19 protein-coding genes are annotated in these 19600 nt (G+C 65.6%); 7 read left to right on the forward strand and 12 right to left on the reverse strand.

The window, feature by feature from the left end:
• Window positions 1-15: 15 nt before the first annotated feature.
• Complete coding sequence (locus tag H0193_RS09010; protein ID WP_202032108.1) at window positions 16-303, forward strand: RNA-binding S4 domain-containing protein; 288 nt, start codon at window positions 16-18, stop codon at window positions 301-303.
• Window positions 303-986 (forward strand): VOC family protein, encoded by a 684-nt coding sequence (locus H0193_RS09015; RefSeq protein ID WP_181889493.1) that lies wholly within the window; start codon window positions 303-305, stop codon window positions 984-986. Before H0193_RS09010 ends, H0193_RS09015 begins: the two co-directional genes overlap by 1 nt.
• Here the strand turns inward: H0193_RS09015 and H0193_RS09020 are convergent.
• Genes H0193_RS09020 through H0193_RS09050 form a run of 7 tightly spaced genes read right to left on the reverse strand, consistent with a single transcriptional unit; the run spans window position 983 to window position 10753 of the window.
• On the reverse strand, window positions 983-1630 hold the full coding sequence (locus H0193_RS09020) for a hypothetical protein (protein WP_181889494.1): 648 nt from the start codon (window positions 1628-1630) through the stop codon (window positions 983-985). The two genes, H0193_RS09015 and H0193_RS09020, sit on opposite strands and share 4 nt — an antisense overlap.
• Entirely contained in the window at window positions 1624-3504 is a 1881-nt protein-coding gene (locus H0193_RS09025) for a M13 family metallopeptidase (protein ID WP_181889495.1), read from the reverse strand. The genes H0193_RS09020 and H0193_RS09025 overlap by 7 nt, the downstream gene beginning before the upstream one ends.
• Window positions 3497-4357, reverse strand: coding sequence for a cutinase family protein (locus H0193_RS09030; RefSeq protein ID WP_181889496.1), 861 nt, complete (start codon window positions 4355-4357; stop codon window positions 3497-3499). Before H0193_RS09030 ends, H0193_RS09025 begins: the two co-directional genes overlap by 8 nt.
• 19 nt (window positions 4358-4376) lie before the next feature.
• Window positions 4377-7574, reverse strand: coding sequence for an arabinosyltransferase domain-containing protein (locus H0193_RS09035; protein WP_338026636.1), 3198 nt, complete (start codon window positions 7572-7574; stop codon window positions 4377-4379).
• A gap of 10 nt (window positions 7575-7584) precedes the next feature.
• A complete protein-coding gene (locus H0193_RS09040) occupies window positions 7585-9414 on the reverse strand; it encodes an arabinofuranosyltransferase (RefSeq protein ID WP_181889498.1) in 1830 nt (609 codons plus the stop codon).
• A gap of 20 nt (window positions 9415-9434) precedes the next feature.
• Window positions 9435-10079: a response regulator transcription factor gene (locus tag H0193_RS09045; protein WP_181889499.1), complete on the reverse strand. Its 645-nt coding sequence runs from the start codon at window positions 10077-10079 to the stop codon at window positions 9435-9437.
• Complete coding sequence (locus H0193_RS09050; RefSeq protein WP_181889500.1) at window positions 10076-10753, reverse strand: sensor histidine kinase; 678 nt, start codon at window positions 10751-10753, stop codon at window positions 10076-10078. Before H0193_RS09050 ends, H0193_RS09045 begins: the two co-directional genes overlap by 4 nt.
• Before the next feature lie 83 nt (window positions 10754-10836).
• On the opposite strand from H0193_RS09050, the gene H0193_RS09055 reads away from it, so the two are divergent.
• Window positions 10837-11511 carry an ABC transporter ATP-binding protein gene (locus tag H0193_RS09055; protein ID WP_181889501.1) on the forward strand — a complete coding sequence of 225 codons (675 nt, stop codon included), beginning with the start codon at window positions 10837-10839 and terminating at the stop codon, window positions 11509-11511.
• Window positions 11508-12899 carry an FtsX-like permease family protein gene (locus H0193_RS09060; protein ID WP_181889502.1) on the forward strand — a complete coding sequence of 464 codons (1392 nt, stop codon included), beginning with the start codon at window positions 11508-11510 and terminating at the stop codon, window positions 12897-12899. Before H0193_RS09055 ends, H0193_RS09060 begins: the two co-directional genes overlap by 4 nt.
• 117 nt (window positions 12900-13016) lie before the next feature.
• On the opposite strand, the gene H0193_RS09065 is transcribed toward H0193_RS09060, so the two are convergent.
• Genes H0193_RS09065 through H0193_RS09075 form a run of 3 tightly spaced genes read right to left on the reverse strand, consistent with a single transcriptional unit; the run spans window position 13017 to window position 15447 of the window.
• Window positions 13017-13781 (reverse strand): decaprenylphospho-beta-D-erythro-pentofuranosid-2-ulose 2-reductase, encoded by a 765-nt coding sequence (locus H0193_RS09065; protein ID WP_181889503.1) that lies wholly within the window; start codon window positions 13779-13781, stop codon window positions 13017-13019.
• A 12-nt stretch (window positions 13782-13793) separates the two neighbouring features.
• Complete coding sequence (locus H0193_RS09070; protein ID WP_181889504.1) at window positions 13794-15191, reverse strand: decaprenylphosphoryl-beta-D-ribose oxidase; 1398 nt, start codon at window positions 15189-15191, stop codon at window positions 13794-13796.
• 19 nt (window positions 15192-15210) lie between these two features.
• Window positions 15211-15447 (reverse strand): hypothetical protein, encoded by a 237-nt coding sequence (locus H0193_RS09075; protein ID WP_181889505.1) that lies wholly within the window; start codon window positions 15445-15447, stop codon window positions 15211-15213.
• Between the two features lie 25 nt (window positions 15448-15472).
• Here H0193_RS09075 and H0193_RS09080 point away from each other — a divergent pair, with 25 nt between their 5' ends.
• Window positions 15473-16255, forward strand: coding sequence for a hypothetical protein (locus H0193_RS09080; RefSeq protein WP_181889506.1), 783 nt, complete (start codon window positions 15473-15475; stop codon window positions 16253-16255).
• Between the two features lie 11 nt (window positions 16256-16266).
• Window positions 16267-16695: a GtrA family protein gene (locus H0193_RS09085; protein WP_338026637.1), complete on the forward strand. Its 429-nt coding sequence runs from the start codon at window positions 16267-16269 to the stop codon at window positions 16693-16695.
• Here H0193_RS09085 and glfT1 read toward each other — a convergent pair.
• A complete protein-coding gene (gene glfT1, locus H0193_RS09090) occupies window positions 16682-17584 on the reverse strand; it encodes a galactofuranosyltransferase GlfT1 (RefSeq protein WP_181889507.1) in 903 nt (300 codons plus the stop codon). The two genes, H0193_RS09085 and glfT1, sit on opposite strands and share 14 nt — an antisense overlap.
• A gap of 54 nt (window positions 17585-17638) precedes the next feature.
• Between glfT1 and H0193_RS09095 the strand changes: the two genes are divergently transcribed.
• On the forward strand, window positions 17639-18613 hold the full coding sequence (locus H0193_RS09095) for an endonuclease domain-containing protein (RefSeq protein ID WP_181889508.1): 975 nt from the start codon (window positions 17639-17641) through the stop codon (window positions 18611-18613).
• 178 nt (window positions 18614-18791) lie between these two features.
• Here H0193_RS09095 and wzt read toward each other — a convergent pair whose 3' ends face one another.
• Window positions 18792-19598 (reverse strand): galactan export ABC transporter ATP-binding subunit Wzt/RfbE, encoded by an 807-nt coding sequence (gene wzt / locus H0193_RS09100; protein WP_181889509.1) that lies wholly within the window; start codon window positions 19596-19598, stop codon window positions 18792-18794.
• Window positions 19599-19600: the final 2 nt, after the last annotated feature.

A 19600-nucleotide genomic window follows, 5' to 3' on the forward strand; every position in this document is an offset into this window, starting at 1 on the left:
CTTAGACTAACCGCTATGCATATCGACGTGCCCATTTCCGGCGACACGATCAAACTCGGACAATTTCTCAAACTGGCCAACCTCGCCGAATCCGGCGGCCACGCCAAGGAGGCCATCAGCTCCGGCGAGGTCACCGTCAACAACGCGGTGGTCACCTCGCGGGGGCACTCGCTTATCGACGGCGATACCGTCGGCCTTGGCGCAGATTCAGCCACGGTAGTAGTCGACGGCGACGACGGCGACTACTTCGACGAACGCACCGCCAACGACGACTTCGACCCCGAGAAGTGGAGGAACCTGTAATGCCCGCATTCGAAGGCAGGGAAGGCATGCCGTTCTGGCAGGACCTGGTCACCCAGAACCAGCTCAAGTCCACCCACTTCTACTCCCAGCTTCTGGGCTGGGAGATCGTGGACGGCACTGCCCGCAAGGAGGGCCTGCCGGTGGCCGGCATCGTGCCGGCACAGATGGACATGTGGGTGACGTCGTTCATCGGCAGCCCGGAGAACGTGGAGAAGCTGGGCGGCAAGGTGCTCAGCTCGGACGAGACCGTGACCCTGTGCCAGGACCCGGCCGGCGGCCTGTTCGGGCTGAAGGACCCGGAGGAGCGCTTCCTCGCCGCAGGTGAGCCGGGTGTTCCGGTGTGGTACGAGTACTCGGCTCCGAGCATGGACGCCATCGACTTCTACGGAGAGCTCTTCGACTGGGAGATCCGCGAGGAAGACGGCTACTTCATCGCCGTGGAGGACGGCGCGCCGTTCTTGGGCATGTTCGTCGGCGAGCACGCCCAGTGGTTCAGCTACTTCGGCGTGCGCGACGTGGACGCGGCCTGCACACAGGTGGAAAACCTCGGCGGCGGGGTGGAGTTCGGCCCCGAAAATGGCACCGCGGGCGTGCACGACGCCAACGGCGCCCAGTTCTTCCTCGCCGAGGTGGACGAACCCACCTTCGACGAGGTCGACGAAGCCGATTCCGTGCTGGGCTAGAGGGCGTCGGCGGCGTCTGTGACCCGGCGGCGGATCTCCGCCGGCGTGGAGATGAACCCGTCGGCGTGGTACTCGGTGCCCTCGAGGCCAGAGCCTGCCCTGACCTGGATCAACCCGTCCACTGAGGGCTGAGTGGTGGGGAAGGTGACGATGTAGCGGTCTGCCTGCGGCAACTCTGCATCCCCGAGCGCCCACACCACCTCGGCGCCGGTTTCTTTCACTGCCTGAGCAGCATCTGCCACTGAGTCCACGTCCAAGATCGTGGTGCCGGACAGCTCCGCGGCGGCGGCGACGTCCGGGCGCCAGAGCATGTCTTTGGCGTTTGCGGGGCCGTCCCAAAGCGAGACTGCCCACCTGCCGTTCGGCTCCGACGGACGGAACACGACGCCCAGCTCGTGGGGCTCCACCGTGACTCCATCGGCCCACTTTGTCGCTGGCAGGGCGTGGTCGACGGCAGTGCCGAGCATGAGCATCGCCGCGTGGGTGATGCGGTCCGGCAGCAGCGCCAGGTAATTCGGCCCGTCCTCGTAGGTGGCGTGCATGTAGGACGCCAGCTGCTCCAGCTGCAGCTCCGGCGGCATGTCGCGTTTGATGCCGCCGACGTTGAAGTCCGGGTCGCCCTGCTCGTTGATGTGCTCTACCAAATCGTCACCCTGTCCTCGGGGTCGATCCACATCGTGGAGCCCTGCTCCACCTCGAACGCCTCGTAGAACTCGGCGATGTTCGCGGCGATGACGTTGCAGCGGAACTCGTTCGGCGCGTGTGGGTCAATGGCCAAGAGTTGCGCGGCCATCTCCGGGCGTGCCTTGGAGCGCCACACCCGCGCCCACGCCAGAAACAGTCGCTGGAAACCGGTGTACTCAGAGTTTAGGTCGCCGAACTTCTGGGGTTTTTCGTCGTCGATGCCGTTATCCTCCAGGTACTTCTTGTACGCCACCACGGCGATGCCCAGGCCGCCGAGGTCGCCGATGTTCTCGCCGAGGGTGAACTCGCCGTTGACGCCCTTCGTCTTCGTGCCCTCCAGCACGGACGGCACCAGGCCGTTGAACTGGCCGACCAGCTTGGCGGTCAGCTGCTCAAAGTTGGCGCGGTCCTCGTCGGTCCACCAGGAGTTGAGGTTGCCCAGCCCGTCGTAACGCGAGCCCTGGTCGTCGAAGCCGTGGCCGATCTCGTGGCCGATCACCGCGCCGATCGCGCCGAAGTTCTCCGCGGCGTCAGCGTCCGGGTCGAAGAACGGCGGCTGCAGGATCGCGGCGGGGAAGGTGATGTCGTTGACCACCGGGTTGTAAAACGCGTTGACGGTTTGTGGGGATGACACCCACTCCTCCCGGTCGGATGCCTTGCCGATCTTGGACAGCTGGTAGTCGTGCTCGAACGCGGCGCCGCGGCGGACGTTGTCCACCAGATCCTCGCCGAACTCCAGGCCCGCGTAGTTGCGCCACTTCTCCGGGTAGCCGATCTTGGCGTTGAACTGCGCGAGCTTCTCCAGCGCGCGCTGCTTCGTCGGCTCGCTCATCCACTCCAGCTGCTGGATGCGGGAGCGGTAGGCGGCGATCAGGTACTCCACTAGCTCCAGCATCTTCTCCTTGGACGAGGGCGGGAAATGCTTATCGACGTAGCTCCGCCCAATATCCTCGCCTACCAGGCTCTCCGCGAGTCCCACACCACGCTTCCAGCGGTCGCGCTGCTCGGTAGCGCCGCTTAACTTTTTTCCATAAAACTCGAAGTTGGCCTTGCCGATCTCCTCGGAGAGCACGCCGGCGCGGGAGCGCAGGATGTTCCACGCGGCCCACAGCTGCCAGTCCGCCAGTGTTTCCCGGCGCAGCATGCCGTCCAGGTCCTCAGTAAACGACGGCATCATGTTGACGACCTTTCCGGAAAGACCGGAGGCGTCGAGAAGTGTGCGCACCAAAGGCGGCAACTCCTCAAGGTCGGTGGGGTTATAGGTGGCCACCGCGTCGCGCGCCTTGACCACGTCCCAGTGGCTCGCCGCCAGCTGGGTCTCCAGGTTGACGATGCGCTCGGCGGCGATCTCAGGAGTCAGGCCCTGCAGGTACTTCGGCTCGAGGAAGCCGAGCATCTTCGCCACGTGCGCCTTGTAGGCGGCGAGGGTCTCCGCGTGGTCCTCGTCGCGGTAGTAGGCCTCGTCCGGCAGCCCCAGGCCGGACTGGAAGATGTAGGCGACGGAGTTCTCGCCCTGCGAGTCCTTCTCCACCCAGTAGCTCACCGGCCCGCCGACGCCGACGCGCTCCAGCTCGCCCAGGCCGCGGACGAACTCGTCGACGTCCGCGACCTCGATCTTGGCCAGGTCCGGGTCGAGGGAGCTGATGTCGCCGGGGTTGTCCATGAAGGACCTAAACAGGGCGCCGCCCAAACCGGCACCGTCTTCCAAGATCGCCCGGACATCTTCTTCGGATTTGTCGCGCAGCATGTAGAACGCGCCGTCGATGCCGCGGTCAGCGGGGATTTCGTGGGTTTTCGCCCACGTGCCGTTTACAAGCTCAAAGAGGTCATTCATGCCCCAACTCTACCGCCGGAACGGGAATTTGGATGGGGGCTTGGGACTGCTCGATAATCCAGTTGGAAGCCTCGCGCTGCTGCGCCAGGGTGTAGCCGCCGTGGGAGCCGATGTCGGAGAAAATGCCCAGCGACTTCAAACCCATCGCGCGGAACAGCACGTTGAACTCGGCGAGCGGCACGCGGCCGGCCGCCAGGTTGGTGCGCATGGCGGGGGCGACCAGGCCGCGGTGCGATTCCTGCATGGAGCACACCAGGTCGTCGACGCGGCAGATCTCCAGCACGCGCGGGCCGAGCACGCCGTAGCCGCCCGGTAGCGAGCCCAGCGAGCCGCGCGAGTGTGGGGACGTGCCGGCGGAGAGCACCGCGCCGTTGCCGCCCTGGTGCGGGTTGGCAAACAGCGCCACGCCGGAGACGCGCTCCGGCTCGATCGGGCCGCGGCCGTTGGCGATGTCGCTGGTGATGGTGGCGGCGATGTCCGCGCCCAGCGAGTAGCCGGTAAAGCTGAACTTCGCGTCCGGGCACGCGTTAGCCAGCCGGGACACAGTGGATCGTGCGCGCTTGAGCCCGCCCGCCTTGGACTTCTCGTACTCCGTGGTGGCGAACGGGGTGGACCGGTAGGACACCCACAGCGGGTGGATCTCCCCGCCGGTGCCCAGGCGGGTGAGCACGCCGGTCATGAACACGTTGCCGCCGTGCGGCACATAGTCCGGGATGCCCTCTGCCGTGTTGGCGCCGCCCGGCACCGCGACCAGGTAATGCGCGGCGCAGCTCTGCTGGGCCTGGGCCTGAACAGGGGCGGCGACCAGGGAACACAGCAGGGCAGCGGCAGCAGCAATTCTTGGCAGTTTCATAGCGAGGGGATTGTACCTTTTATTCCTCCGGGTCGCGCACCTTCATCGGACCAGGAGTGTACAGGCCCCACCTAGTGTTCTCAGCGATGTCCACCTGCGCCAGCGCCGGTGCCTCGCCTTCGGAGTTGGTGCGGCGCTCGTACTTGGCTACAGAGCCCCAGTCGCGCTGCCAGTCGCCCTTGAGGTAGCCCGGCACCTCGTAGGAGGTGTTCACGGCCTCCACCGGGGCGAGCGAGCCACCGCCGAGGAAGTCCATGAAGCCGGACAGCTTCGCCTTGCCCGGGGCATCCGGCATGATGCGGTACTCCGGGATCTCGTCCACGCCGGCGTGGTGGTAGAAGGGGCGCTGGCAGGGGTACTGGAACGCCACGGTCCAGTCCAAAAGACCCGGGGTCTCGGAGTCGAACATGGTGTTCAGCTCCACCAGCTTCGGGTTGCGCAGCGGGGTCACCGCCACCCAGTCCTTCTCAGCCAGGGAGGTGTCCTTGGCCACCAGGCGCACGACGTCGGCGTCCTCGGGCAGGTCAGCGATGGGATAGCGCAGGTTGCGCCACTGCGGGGTCGGGCCCTGGTCCAGCATCTCCACAGCACCGAGCTTCTGTACGCCGCCATCGGTTTTTCGGCCGTACTGCAGCTCCAGCTCGTTGCCTTCCTGCTCGATGCCGTTGATGTCGTGGTGCTTGATGCGGCCGGCCACGGACGCCACCAGCAGCGGACGCTCCTCGGAAACCTCAGGCAGGTCGAACCAGGAGGTCTCCAGCTCGGCGGACTGCGTCGGCTCGTCCTCGAACGTGCCCAGCACCGGCACACGGGTGTAGTCCAGGCCGAACGGCAGGCGCACCGTCGAGCCGTTCACGCCGCGCATGGAGCGCGGGCGGTTGCCCTGCGTGTTCACGCGGGAGGTGGACTGCGCCTCGTCGGAGCCCGGGTCCACGTCGGCGGTGTCGTCGGACTGCACTTGCTGGTTGCTCGAGTCCGACGTGTCGGCGTTTTCGCTGGCGATAAAGGCGGGCACGCCGTCCGGGTGGAACCCGTGGTTGTCGCCGGAATCTAAGGAGCGGCCGAGCGGGACGCCGTCGATAGGCGAAAGGAATGCGTCGTTGGTGTCCTCCTCCAGCAGCACGTCCGCGCCCTGGGCGCAGCGCTCGCCCGCAAACGTGCGCACGTTGCCCATGCCCACGGAGTAGTCCGGCGCCTGGGAGATGAAGGACTTCACAAACGTCAGGCAGGACAGCGCCACAATCAGCGCCGCCGCCACGGCGATAGGGGCGGACATGACGCCGGCCCAGCGGGAGGCGTCGACAGGCTTCGGCGGGCGCATGGACTGCACCACGCCCACCACAAACACCACGAGTGCGATGGCCAGGACGACGGTGTTGAACTCCACGGCCTTCAGCTGCGGGGTGCGGTCCCACCACGGCACCGCGTAGGAGGACACGTACCACCAGCCGTTCCAGCCCGCCAGCGTGAGGGCCAGCAGGAACAGCACCGCGGCCGTGGCAAAGGAGCGGTTGCGCTTCGACTGCAATGCGATGCGCGAAAGCACCACCGAGCCGTAGGCCGCGATCGCCGCGCCAAGGCCGGCGTAGATGCCGAAGTGGTGCGTCCACTTCGTCGGCGTGAACATGAGGAAGAAGGTGGAAAAACCGATGATCAGCATCATGCGCTGCGCGGTCTTGGTCCTTTCGCCGCCGCGGGCGAACCACCACAGGGTCAGGCCGATGCACATCAGCAGCACGAACATGGGGAAGCGGCGCGCCAGCGAACCGTCCACCGTCTGCTCGAACAGCACGGAGTAGCGGCTCCACTCCTCGAACCAGTGCATCGCGGGGCCCACCTCGGAGCGCACCGCGGTCGCCTCCAGCACAGTCGCCAGCGTCTGGTCCTTGAACACCGGCACCATCACAGCCATGCCGGCGCCCATGAACGGCGCGATCGAAGCGAGCTTTGCCTCTCGACGCCCAATGGTCCCCAACACCCAGGGCAAAGAAATCAGGAACACGCCCACAGCGGCGAGGCCGGTCGGGCCGCACGCCAGGGTCAGCGCCGCCACGACGGTGCCCCACGCGGCGGGGACCAAGCGGTCGGTCTCCATGGCGCGCTCGAACAGCGCCCAGGTGGCCATCAGGCCGAACGCGATGATCGGCTCCGGGCGGGTGCCGTTGTTGTACGGCAGCCAGAACGTCAAAAACACCAGCGCCGCGGTCCAGTGGGCGACGCGCCTGTTTGCAATCTCGGGGCCGAGCTTCGGCAGGATCTCGCGGGAGAGCAGCCACCACGTGCCCAGCCCCGCAAACAGCGCCGGCAGGCGCATCCACGTCGACGCCGTGGTGACCTGCGACATCAACGCCAGCAGGTCGTAGAACGGGGAGCCGAACGGGGCCTCCGGCACGCCGTACCAGCGGTAGTAGTTGGCCATGTAGTCCGTGTTGGCGGCCACGCGCGCCATGGTGAGCAGGAAGCCGTCGTCGGAGGTGTTAGCGCCGAAGATGTGCCAGAAGCCGAGGACGGCGGCCACCAGGCCGTCGAGAGGCTTCAGCCCCTGGCGGCGCAGGCGCGGGGCGGGCTTATCTAGCTTGCGCAGCGCGGCCAGGGAGATCAGGGCGCTGATCAGGCCGAGCACCATCGCCAGCGTCTTGATCAGCGTCGGCTTCGAGGTGAATCGCGAGTTGATGTCGACGTGGGCGGACAGGCCTGCGTCGATAAGCTTTTGCTCATCCTTGAGCTCGGTGTAGATGCCGGTGAGCTGCGGGCGGTAATCCTCCTCGTCGTCCTCCTCGGCGTAATCAGTGCCAGGGATCTCCACGGTGGTTAAGTCGTGCGCGAGGTGGGCCTCGAGCTTCGCATCGTCGGGCAGCTTCTTCACCTGCGCCGGGGTGAGCTGCAGCAGCACCTCGTTCAGGGAGCTGACCACCAGGCCGCCGTCGGGGGAAGTGACAAAGAAGCCGCGGTCGCTGGCCTTCGGGGAACCCTCAGGCAGCGTGCCAAGGAGCAACGACTGGTCCTCGCGGAGCTCGTCGATAGCCGAAAGCGGCACGGTGACATCGAGCTGCTGCGGCGCGAGCGAAATCAGCGGCGCGTTCACGGACGCCACCGAGCCGTTCTGCGGCCACGCCACGGACGATTCCGTCTGCTTGACCGGCAGGAACGGCACGAGCAACAGCAGGACAAACGCGATCAAACCCGCGACAGTCGCGGTGGTCTGGACTCTTTTCACAGCGGACACCTTACTTCCTCACCGCCACAGCGAACGGGCCGAACTGCTCGAGGTCCCAGTCCTGCTCGAAGGCCTCCGGGTTGAAGAACAAGCCCTCGTAGCGCACGTTCGGCTGGCTCGGGTAAATGTCGTGCGCGATGTGGGTCTTCAGCCCGTCCTTGCCGTTGTCACGGAACACGAACGCGACCGGCGGCTCCCACTGCGAATTGTCCACCGCCTCGGTGAACTTCTCCGGATCCTCGTAGGAGAGCTCCGCCCACTGCTTCAGCTCGTCGTTGCGGTGCTCGAACTCGCCCAGCGGGTTGGCGTAGTGGCTGGTGTAAGCGTTAAACGCGTAGAAGGGCTGGAAGGCCATGAAGTTGATCTCGTCGGTGTAGATCACCGCGTCGTTCTTCATGTGGCCGTGCTCTTCGATGAAGTCGGCCATCTCCTGGTAGTAGCGGCCCGCGTCCGGCGGGAAGCGGTCCGCGCGCTCGCCGTTGCCGTCAGTGTCGGCGTAGGCCTGGTCGATGTAGTCCTCGTTTTCCACCGGGATGTTCTGCACCATCTGCAGCGCGCCCACCGCGAGGACCGCGGCGACGGCGGTGGTGTACTTGTTCAGCCCGAACTCGGAGATCGCAATCACGCCGAGGGTGGCAAACAGCGCCACAATCAGCACCTCGAGGCGGAAGCCCAAAAGGGAGGTGCCCAGCAGGGTGACCGCCATCGAGGCCAGCGCCCACAGGTAGCACACGCCTATCGACGCACCAAGGGCCGCCAACTCAGGCTCCTTGATCCTGTAAATCAGGTAGATCAACCCGATCATGGACAAAAGCCCGATCAGCGAGAACGACAGGAACGGCAGCGGGAAGTACGTGCCCTCGATGGGCAGGAAGTGGTTCGCGGTGGACTCCAGCGGCTCGTCGCCGGTGATGACCCGCCAGACGTACGGGCCCCAGGAAACCGCGGCGATGGCCATTGACCCCAGGCCGGTGACCAGCAGGTGCACCAGCGGTTGGACCGAGCGCTTGGTGAAGGTGTAGACGACCGCTAGGACAACTATGGTCAGCGCCGCAATCGCAGTGAACAGCGTGTAGAAGCTGGCGGAAATGCCCAGGTAGATGGCCAGCGCAATGGTGGATGCCCAGGAGCCGTTCACCGCCCGGTACGACAACACGGCCGCGGCCGGCACGAACATGGCCACCACCGCCGCGTAGGGCTCCTCCGGCACCTCCGTGAGCACGACAGCCGTGGTCACGGTAGCGATGGCGAGGGCAGTGGGCAGCGAGCCGGTGAGCCGGCGCCACACCGGGGTGAGCATCGCCGCGGCCGCCGCCAGCGTCGCGATCGCGAACGGCTGGTACACCTCCCAGCCCTCCATACCCAGCACGTTGGCGGTGCGCCCGCCCAGCCAGAACCACCCCATGGGGTAGAAGGTGGGTAGGTCCTTGTACGCCATGTCCGCGTGGCCGAGGTTTTCCGTCATGCGCGACAGGAACTGGGTGCGGAAGCCCTGGTCCACCTGGATGCCGTCCAGGTAGAGGCGGGTCGCGCCCAGCGGGATGCCGATAGACGACACCACCAGCCCCGCCGGCACCAACGACATCATGGCCGAGGAGATCCAGGGTTTCTTGCCCTTGGTCCACAGCACGGCCAAAACGACGCCGACGCCGATGCAGACGAAGGACGCGGCGGTGGCCAAAGACCTGGTCACCATCGACGTGTTAAACGCCGGCAGCGAGATCTTGTGCAGCACGAACCAGGCGGCCAGGGCGATCACGCCGCCGGCGAGCCCGGCCGCGACAGTCCGGGCAGCGGTTTGCCCGACCGACAGCTCGTCGGGGTGGTAAGCGGTAGTCATACGTAACAGTTTCGCATACGCTATCCAACTCCACGTTCTGCCAGGTACATCAGGATCGCGCGTACTCGACGGTTGTCCTCGTCGGGGGTGAGCCCCAGTTTGGAGAAGATGCTGGAGACGTGCTTCGCCACCGCAGCGCCGGAGAGGTAGAGCTGCTCGGAGATCTGCGCGTTGGACAGGCCCTCCGCCATGTGTTCGAGTACTTCCGTCTCGCGCGGCGTGAGCGTGGTTAGCCAGCGCGAGCTCGCGGCCATGAGCGCGCTCGCCACGTCCGGGTCGATGACCACCCCGCCGGACGCCACGGTTTCGCACGCCTGGATGAAGTCTTTCACTTCGGCGACACGATCCTTGAGCAGGTAACCGGTGCCGCCGTCGCCACCGGAGAACAGTTCCCGCGCGTAGGCGGGCGCAACGTACTGCGAGAGCACCAGCACGTTAACCGGGCCCTGCTTGCGTAGCGCCAGCGCGGCTTGGAGGCCGTCGTCACGCATGTTCGGTGGCATCCGCACGTCTGTGATCACCAGGTCGGGCACATGCGTATCGACGACTCCCTGTACCCGATCCGCACTGTCCACCTGCGCCACAACCTCGTGGCCGCGCCGGGTGAGCAGGCCGGCGACGCCTTCCCGCAGCAGTGCGGAGTCGTCCGCGATGACAATCCTCATGGCGCAATCCCACTTTCTCCCCGGAACAACAGCAACGGAATACGGGCGGTGACGGTGGTCGGCCCACCGTCGGGCGAGGTCACCTCCATCGTCCCGCCGAACGCCGCGATCCGTTCCTGCATGCCGTCGAGCCCGCCGCCGGAGGTGATGTGCGCGTTGCCGCCGCCCTGGTCGGTCACCGAGATGTTCAGAGTGTGGTCACAAGTCACGAGCACGCTGACAGGTTTTTGGGGTGCATGCTTCGCGGCGTTGGTGAGTGCTTCGGCGGTGAAGAAGTAGGCGGCGGCGGTGACGGAGCCGTCGATACGCGGCAGCTCGTGCGGCGCGCGGACCGTGACGTGCGGGCCGTACTGCGCGGCGGCCGTCTCGATCGCGGCGATGAGCCCGTGGTCCGATAGCTCGCGAGGGTGGATGCCGCGCACGGTTCTCCTGAGTGCGTCGAGGCCGTTGTGGAGGTCGCGGGCGGCGTCGTCGAGAAGCGGCGAATCGACATCCAGCCTGGCCTCGCCCAGCTTCATCGCCGCGGCCACGAAATGCTGCTGCGCGCCGTCGTGCAGGTCGCGCTCGATGCGCAGGCGTTCCACCTCGTAGGCCTCCGCAATCTTGCGCCGCGATGCGGTGAGCTGGTGAATTTTTGCCGCTGCCCGCTGTTCGTGGTTTATTCTTCGCCGCATGTCCGAAAGCGTAGCGGGGTAGAGCTAGCACTACCCATATTCGGGAGTCAGGGCCATAGTGCTTAGCGACGACCACCTGTGAAATGGAAACCATGCTTGAACTCAGAGACATCACTAAGTCATTCCCCCAGCAGCGGGTCCTCGAAGGCATCAGTCTGACGGTGGGCGACGGCGAATCCGTGGCCATCATGGGGCCTTCGGGCTCTGGTAAATCGACGCTGCTGCACTGCATGTCCGGCGTGCTCGTTCCCGACCAGGGCGAGGTGCTGTTCGACGGCCGCGATGTAGCCGCAATAAGCGACGCCGAACGCTCGCGCCTGCGCCTGGAGCACTTCGGCTTCATCTTCCAAGACGGCCAGTTGCTGCCGGAGCTGACCGCCACCGAAAACGTCGCGCTGCCGCAGATCATGCGCGGGGTGTCGCGATCTCAAGCGCACAAGGATGCGGTGGACATGCTCACACGTCTGGGTCTGGGTGCCTATGTGGACCGGTACCCGGGGCAGCTCTCCGGCGGGCAGGGGCAGCGCGTAGCCATCGCGCGTGCTTTGGCCGGGCCGCCGTCTGTGGTATTCGCTGACGAGCCGACGGCGGCGTTGGACCAGGCCACCGGCCACGAAGTTATGCAGCAAATCGTGGCCGTGTGCCAGAAGTTCGGTGTAGCACTCGTGGTGGTCACGCACGACCCGAAGATCGCCGACTGGTGCAGCCGCCGCGTTGAAATCCGCGACGGCCTGATCCACTCGGAGGTGGCGCTATGAGTTCGGTGACGTTGATGCGGTCGGCGGTGTCGCAGACAAGCGAAGGGCGCTCGCAGCGGCAGATCGGCGAGCGCTGGGTTCGTGCGCTGTCGCTGGTTGCGGTGACGGTGGCGAGCTGGATGATGTGCACCCTTATGGGCGGCACCTGGATGTTCGTGGCGCGCGACAGACACCCGCACGAGGCGCTCGTGGAAGTCTCGAAAGACCTGGGCGGGCCGATCTCCATCACGTATATCTTCCTCGCGCTATTCGCGTGCGTGCTGCTCGTGCCGAGCCTGTTGGGTCTGCTCACCCAGGCCGCGCGCGCGAACCTGGGCGGGCGCGAGGAGCACCTGGCGGTGCTTCGCCTCATCGGCGCGACCGCCGGCGAGGTACGCGGGATGATGATCCTGGAATCGCTGCGCCAGGCGCTTGTCGGGTTGGTGCTGGGCTCGGTGCTGTACATAGTTACGTGCCCGGCGTGGAGTTTGCTGACGTTCCAGGAAAAGCGCGTCGACACCTGGGAAATGCTCACCTGGTGGGTCATCCCCATCGCCTGGATCGTCGTGCTGGTGTTGGCTGCGTGCTCAGTGTGGCTTGCTTTGCGACGAGTCTCCGTCACCCCACTCGGCGTCACCAAGAAAATCCCACCAAAGGGACAGAACATGATCACGCTGGTGCTCTCACTGGTTGGTGCGGTGGTGCTGTACCGCTACCTAAGCTCGCTGAGCATCGCTCCGCAGGCAGACGCGTTGGAGTTCGTGGTGGTGCTGGTCGTAGCCGGCGGCATTCTCAACGTCAACGCACTGATCGCCGTCGGCGTGATCCAACTCCTCGCACGCCTGAGCTACCGGGTCCCCGGGGCCGCAAACTACGTTGCCACGCGTCGGGTCGGCCGAGGCGCGAGAACCACCTGGAAGCGAGTGACCGCCCTGTACTTCGTGGCGTTCATTGGCGGTATTGGCGCCTGGATCTCCGCAGTACCGGAAGTCGAGGAAGAGCCCGTCCTGAAGATGATCACGGGTGATACTCCCCCCGGTGTGGCTATCACCGCCGTCTTCGCGGCGGTCTTGCTGGTGTCATCCACCCTGCTCACTCAGGCACTGGCCGTGGTGGAGCAGAAGCAACTGACCAAATCGCTCTACTTCATTGGCGCGCCGGCCGCGTTCCACACCAAGGTGGCCGTGCGCGAGGTTGGGGTTCCAATGCTGGTGGTGGCCCTGCTGGGATTCGGCATGGGCAGCCTGATGGGCACCATCATGGTCATGATCCACGTCAACGTGCTGGACAAGGTGGCCCTGTTCGGCGGGCTTGTTGCGGTCGCGCTGGTTGGCTGTGTCCTGGCGGTGGTGGGGACCGGTCGGCTTCGCGAGCAGGTGCTGCTCGGCATGGGCCGCGCCAAGGACTAGGTGGTCCTGATACTTTCAGACAGAAAAGTCAGGGTCCTGGGGATATAGGGCCGGTCTGACAAATTCAGCCGCGATCCGTCAGCGGGGACGGGTCGCGGCTGAATTATGCGCGCAGTACTAGAAGTTCAGCTTGCTCATGATCGGCGCCGGGATGGCCTTCAGCACCAGAGAGATCGGGCCGAAGAGCTTGTGCACAAACACGGAGGGTTTGCCGGCCAGGGCGGCGTCGACGGCGGCCTCGGCGACGTCTTCCTTGTTCACGGTGAGCGGGGCCTCGTCGAGGCCGTCGGTCATCTTGGTGCGCACCTGGCCGGGGCGAACCACGGTGACGGTCACGCCGTCGTCCTTCAGGGCCTCGCCGAGCTGCAGGTAGAACCCGTCGATGCCCGCCTTGGAGGCGCCGTAGACGAAGTTGGAGCGGCGCACGCGCTGGCCCGCCACGGAGGACAGGGCGATGATCGTGCCGTGGCCCTGGCGCTTCATGTGCTGGCCCAGCAGGACGCCGACGGACATCGGGGCGGTGAAGTTGGTCTGCGCGGACGCGACTGCCGCCGCCTGGTCCTGCCAGAGCTGCTCCTGGTCACCGAGGGTGCCAAAGGCGACCACGGCAACGTCGACGTCGCCGTCTGCAAACGCGGCGTCGATGACGGCCGGGTGGGAGGCGAAATCGAGCGCGTCGAAGTCCACGAGACGCACGTGGCCTGCGCCGGCGCGCTGGACGGCCGAGATCGCGCCGTCGATACGCGGGGAGTCCTTGCGCGCACACAGGGTGACGGTGGGGTTGCCGCCGCGGGAGGCGAGCTCGGCGACGATGGCGAGGCCGATCTCGCTGGTGCCGCCGAGGAGCAGGATGTGCTGGGCTTGGCCTACTGCATTCAACATGGTCGGTTCTCCTTAGTTCAGCTCAAGTCGGCGGGACATGTCGGACGCGAACACGCCGGTCGGGTCGATCTCGCGGCGGGTCTTCAGCCAGCCGGCCATCCCCGGGTACATGGCGTGGAACTTCTCGGCGGAGGTGCGGGACTCTTTGGCCAGGTAGAGGCGGCCGCCGAACTGCATGACCTGGTCGTCCAGGCGGTCCAGGAACTCGTTCAGGCCCGGGCGGATGGGGAAGTCCACGCACACGTTCCAGCCCTTCATCGGGTAAGACAGCGGCGCCTGGTTACCCTCGCCGAACAGCTTGAACACGTTCAGGGCGGTGTAGTGGCCGGAAGACTGGATGTCGTAGATGATGTCCTTGAACGGCTCCACGGCGTCGGTGGGTACGACGAACTGGTACTGCAGGAAGCCGGCCTTGCCGTAGCCACGGTTCCACTCGCCGATGAGATCCAGCGGCTGGTAGAACTGCGTGAGGTTTTTCACGTCGTTGCGGGAAGGCGAACCCATCAGGTAGTACGCCTCGCCGATGGCCATCAGCGACAGCTTGTTCATGGTCCAGGACGGGAAGATGTCCGGCACCGTCATCAGCTGCGGGGCCTTGAACTTCAGCGGGTCCTTGGCCAGCTTCGGCGCGTACTCCTTGAGCTGGTCCAGGGTGGCCAAGGAACCGCGGGAGATGGTGGAGCGGCCGGTCTTCGGCGGCGCGGAGATCGCGTCGAACCAGGCCGACGAGTAGGTGTAGTTCACCTCGGAGCCGTCGGAGTGGGCCGCGATCGTCTCGTCGAGCGTGTCGGTGCGGTCGGTGTCCGCGATGAAGTAGGCGGTTTCCGTGAACGTCATCTGGATGCGGGCGCGCAGGATGATGCCGGTCAGGCCCATGCCGCCGACGGTGGCCCAGAACAGCTCGGCTGTCTCGCCGGTCGGCTCCAGGTGCAGCACGCGGCCGTCCGCGACGAGAAGCTCCATGGAGAGCACGTGGTCGCCGAAGGAGCCTGCGGAGTGGTGGTTCTTGCCGTGGATGTCCGGGCCGATGGCGCCGCCGATGGTCACCTGGCGGGTGCCGGGCAGCACCGGGACCCACAGGCCGTAGGGCAGCGCGGCCTTCATCAGCTGGTCGAGGGTGACGCCGGCGTCCACGTCGACGATGCCGGTGTCCGGGTCGATGGAGTGGATGCGGTTCAGCGGGGTCATGTCGACGACGAGGCCGCCGCCGTTTTGGGCCGGGTCGCCGTAGGAACGGCCCATGCCGCGGGCGATGATGCCGCGGCGCCTGTGTTCTGGAAGCTCGGAGTTTTCGTCTGCCACCTGCTTGACAGCCTGAGCGATGGTGTCAACGTCGGCGGTGGAGAGGACCTGCGCGGTTGAGGGGGCGGTGCGGCCCCATCCGTAAAGGGATTGGGTTGTCAGTTCCATGCCCTCAACCATAGTCATACTAAAGGTCCATAATCGCGCGAATCTCCGCGGGCAGCTCCTCCTGACTGGAAATCACAGGTTTGCCGGCTGCCTTGTGCTCGCGCAGGATCTCGTAGATCCGGGTGCGGCCTTTGGAGTCCACGAAGGGCAGTTCCTCTGCCATGAGGCGGACCATGAAGTCGGACAACGGGGCGTCGATACGCTGTGCTGCCTCGTGGATCGCGTTGGGGTCGTCACCTTTGTAATGCTTCCTCATGGAAAGAAAGCCTATATTGGGCGCCATGTCCAGCACCCTCTACCGCTCAGACCACCTCGCGCCGGTGATCCGCCTCACCGAGCGCCGGGCTGGTGCGACGCTGCTTGTGCGCGTCGGCCTGGTGTCGGATGAGGTTGTGTACCGGTGGGTGGGCATCGACGAGGACGCGACCATCGCGGATTGCTGCGAGATCGTGGGGGAGGTCTTCGGCGTCGAGGATGTGGGTGCGGATGCGCCGCAGGGGCGTTTGCTTTGCGACGTCCTAAAGTCCCCCGGCGATTCCACCCACTTTTCCCACGGCTTGTGGTCCTTTGAAATGCAGTTGGCCAACGTGTACCCGCGCGACGAGTCCACGCCGCCGTCCGTGTGCGTGGCGGGCTCCGGTTCGTTCGGGTCCCATTCCTTCGACATCGGCGCAGTCAACGCCCGGCTGATGGGGGAGGTCGAAGTGCCGGGGCTGCGCGCCGAGGTGCGCGAGTTCATGGCGCGGGCGCGCGGCCACGACTTCGCCCCGCTGCTGCAGGCCCTGGATGTCGGTGCGGGGGAGCGGATCGAGGCGCTGCCGGTGGAGACCGGGCGCGTGGAGAGGGACGCCTTTTGGTCCCTGGTGTTCGCCCTGACCTGCTGCGCGGGTGCGGAGACCGCGCACATCGCCGAGAGTATCTTCGCCTCGCTCGGGCATGAGGAGTTGGGTATCGGGGAGATCCGGGGGCTGTGCGCGGAATCGCTGGCTTCGCTGGATGAAATTGGCGGCGAAAGGACCCCGGCGGAGATGTTGGATATCTACCGCCAGCTCATGCGCGGGTAGGGTATTCGCCCGTGGCTTCAAGTTCTACCCTGAAACAGCAGCTCGTGCCCTTCCTCTTGGTCGGCGTCGGCTGCGCCGTCCTCGACTTCGGCATCACCTACACCCTGGACGTGCCGTTGGGGTGGCAGCGCGACGTTGCCAAGGCCGTCGGCTGGGTCTTCGGCACGCTCGCCGCGTACGTGCTCAACTCCAAGTTCTCCTTCCAATCCAAGATCAACGCGAAGAAGGCCGGGGCAGTCTTCGTGCTCTACGCCGTGACGTTCGCGGTGCAGATGGTGCTGTGGCGCGTGACGGACTCGCCGCTGACGTCGCTGGGCCTGGTCAACCCGTGGAAGAACGTCGTGTCCTTTGTCATCGCCCAGGGCGTGGCCACCGTAGTCAACTTTGAGCTGCAGCGGCACCTGATCTTCCGCGAAGCCAAGAAAACTATGGCCGCCTAAAGTCCTCTTTGGCTCCCCGCCGAAGTAGCTTCAGCCACTCGATGAACGCCTTCGGGTCCTTCTTCTCCAGCAGGAAGAACCAGCCGAAGCGCACCACCTCCTGCAGCTGCATCTTCTTCATGCCGCGCTGGTTAATGATGTAGCCGCGGTTCCGGTACGTGAAATACCGCTTGGTGGGGTTGTCCGGGAACTGGGCGTGGGCGCGGCCGCCCATGATCGGGTGGAACTCGCCCGAGCCGTCCGGGTGCAGGTAGAACGTGGTCAGCGCCGTGCCGTAGGGAAGTCCGGATTGTGCCAGACGACGGTGGTACTCCACCTCGTCGCCCCGGATAAACAGACGGTAATCCGGCACGCCGATGCGCTCCATCGCCTTTGCCGAGATCAGCGCGCCGTTGAACAGGCTGGCGTACTGGGGCAGGAAGTCGCCTTCGAGCTCATCGACGCGGCGGTGCCAGGTCGTTCCCTGGCGTAGCGGGAACGCCAGCTTCTCAGGGTCGTCGATGTTCGCCACCACCGGGGAGACCTCCGCCAACTGGTGCTTTTCTGCGACCCGATACAGCTCTTTGAGCACGTGCTCATCCTTGGGGCGGCCGTCGTCGTCCGCGCACCAGATGGCGTCCGCGCCCAGGGCCAGGGCGTGCAGGAATCCGTAGGCGAACCCGCCCGCGCCGCCCAGGTTGGTTTTGGATGGGAGGTAGACGGCGCGGTCGGCCGCGAGGTCGTCGAGAAGCATTTGCACCTCGTGTTGCGCCCCGTTGTCCACCACAATCACCCAATCCACCGGATGCGTCTGGTTAACCACCTGCTTCAACGAGTGTTTCAGCAGGTCAACGCGGCGGTGGGTGACAATCACGGCGGCGGTCGTGCCGTTCGGATTCAACGCAGTCATGCTTTTTATTGTGCCCGAGGGATCCAAACGCGCATTCTTCACGTCTAAGTAGGCATGGCGAATTTGTATGACGGGATGAATGTCGGTCCAGAGAACAGCCTGCTCCCCGCCGGGAACCTGCCCCAGGGGATGCAAACGGTGCAGGTGAGCGTGCGATTCCACATGCTCGCGCGGGAACAGAGATCCTACGAGCTAGCCCGGGCGGACTCGCGAAGCCACCCGCGGGGAGTGATCTACCAAGTCCCCGCCGCGTACCGTGCCGCCGCCTTCGGGATAGAGAACCCCTCCAACGTGGTCCTCGCCCATGGCGCGCTTGCGCTGTACGGGCTCAAGTACCGAGTCGAGGGCAAAGACACCGTGCTCATGGACCCATCGGCGGAACGCAACTCACACGGCAACATCTACAAGCCGTCGATCGTGCGCCGCGGATGCAAGCCTGAGCACGTTTGGCAGGTCCGGCACTACGGGCATGCGTTTCAGGTTGCTAGCCCGGCGGCGGCGACGGCGCAGGTGCTGAGGGAGATCCGGAGGACGTCGCAAAGCAATGGCGCCACCTTCGCCGGCCACAGCATGGACCTTGTGGAAGCGGTCACGCTCATCGACTGCGTGCGGCGCCACCTGGGCATTGACCCGGTGGACATCCTGCAAGCGAGCTCAGGGACGGTGTGCCAGCGGTGGCTCACCCGCGCGCTTGCGAAGTCGAGCAAGCTGGCGGACTCGCCGAAAGAGACCGAAATGCGCCTGCTCGCCCAGATGGTGTGCGACAAGTTTGGGTTGCGGCTGGAGGAGCAGGTCGTTGTCCGGGACGGCGGCAAGATCGTGACCACGTTTGACCTGGCCATTCCGGAGCTCGGGATCGGGATCATGTACGACGGTGCCCACCACGGCGAGGCGAAGCAGTGGCACAAAGACACGGAGATCAACACCGACCTCACCATTTGTGGGTGGCGGGTGCTGCGCTTCACCTCGGCGTCGTTGCACAAGTTTGTGGAGAAGCTCGTGGCGCTGATCCACAAGCTCCAGTCCTGACAGATTACGGCAGCCATATGTGCCGACCTGGGGGTTTGAGACCAGCCTGACAGATTCGGCCACGATGTGCCGGGAGGGGAGGGGTGCTCCTGACAGATTACGGTGGCCGTTTGGGGCGACCTGGGGGTTTGAGACCTGCCTGACAGATTCGGCCACGATGTGTCGGGAGAGAGGGGGGCTAGGGCTTTTCGACGTCAGCGTCGCCGTGGAAGCGCTCGACCAGCTCCGCGACGTACTCGCCGGTCTCGGGGCCCTCGTAGGCGCCCACGACGTCGGCGACCAGGCCGGCCTCTCTAATTTCGCCCTTGTCCACCCACAGGGCGGTGTTGCAGAGCTGTGCCAAGAAGTCGTTGGAGTGGGAGGCGAAGACCAGGATGCCGGAGCGCTCCACCATCTCGGCGAGCCTCACGCGGGCTTTGGCCATGAAGGCGGCGTCGACGGCGCCGATGCCCTCGTCGAGCAGCAGGATCTCCGGCTCGATGGAGGTGACCACGCCGAGTGCCAACCTGACTCGCATGCCGGTGGAGTAGGTGCGAAGGGGCATGCTGAGGTAGTCGCCGAGCTCGGAAAACTCGGCGATCTCGTCCATCTTCGCCTTCATCTGTTTGCGGGTCTGGCCCAAGAACAGGCCGCGGATGATGATGTTTTCGTAGCCGGAGATCTCCGGGTCCATGCCCACACCCAGGTCGAATACGGGGGCGACGCGGCCGCGGACGTCGGCGACGCCGCGGGTCGGCTCGTAAATGCCCGAGAGCAGGCGCAGCAGGGTGGACTTGCCGGCGCCGTTGTGGCCGACCAGGCCGACGCGGTCGCCTTCCCGCAGGTGCAGGTTGATGTCGCGCAGCGCCTCCACGACCACGGTGTTGGAGGCGTTCTGGCCGATCTTGCCGCCGGCGGACGACATCACGGCCTTCTTCAGGGAGCGGGACTTGGCGTCGAAGATGGGGAAGTCGACGCAGGCGTTGTAGGTGTCGATGGAAACCATGT

It is taken from the genome of Corynebacterium haematomassiliense (assembly GCF_013978595.1).
Classification (GTDB): Bacteria; Actinomycetota; Actinomycetes; order Mycobacteriales; family Mycobacteriaceae; genus Corynebacterium; species Corynebacterium lehmanniae.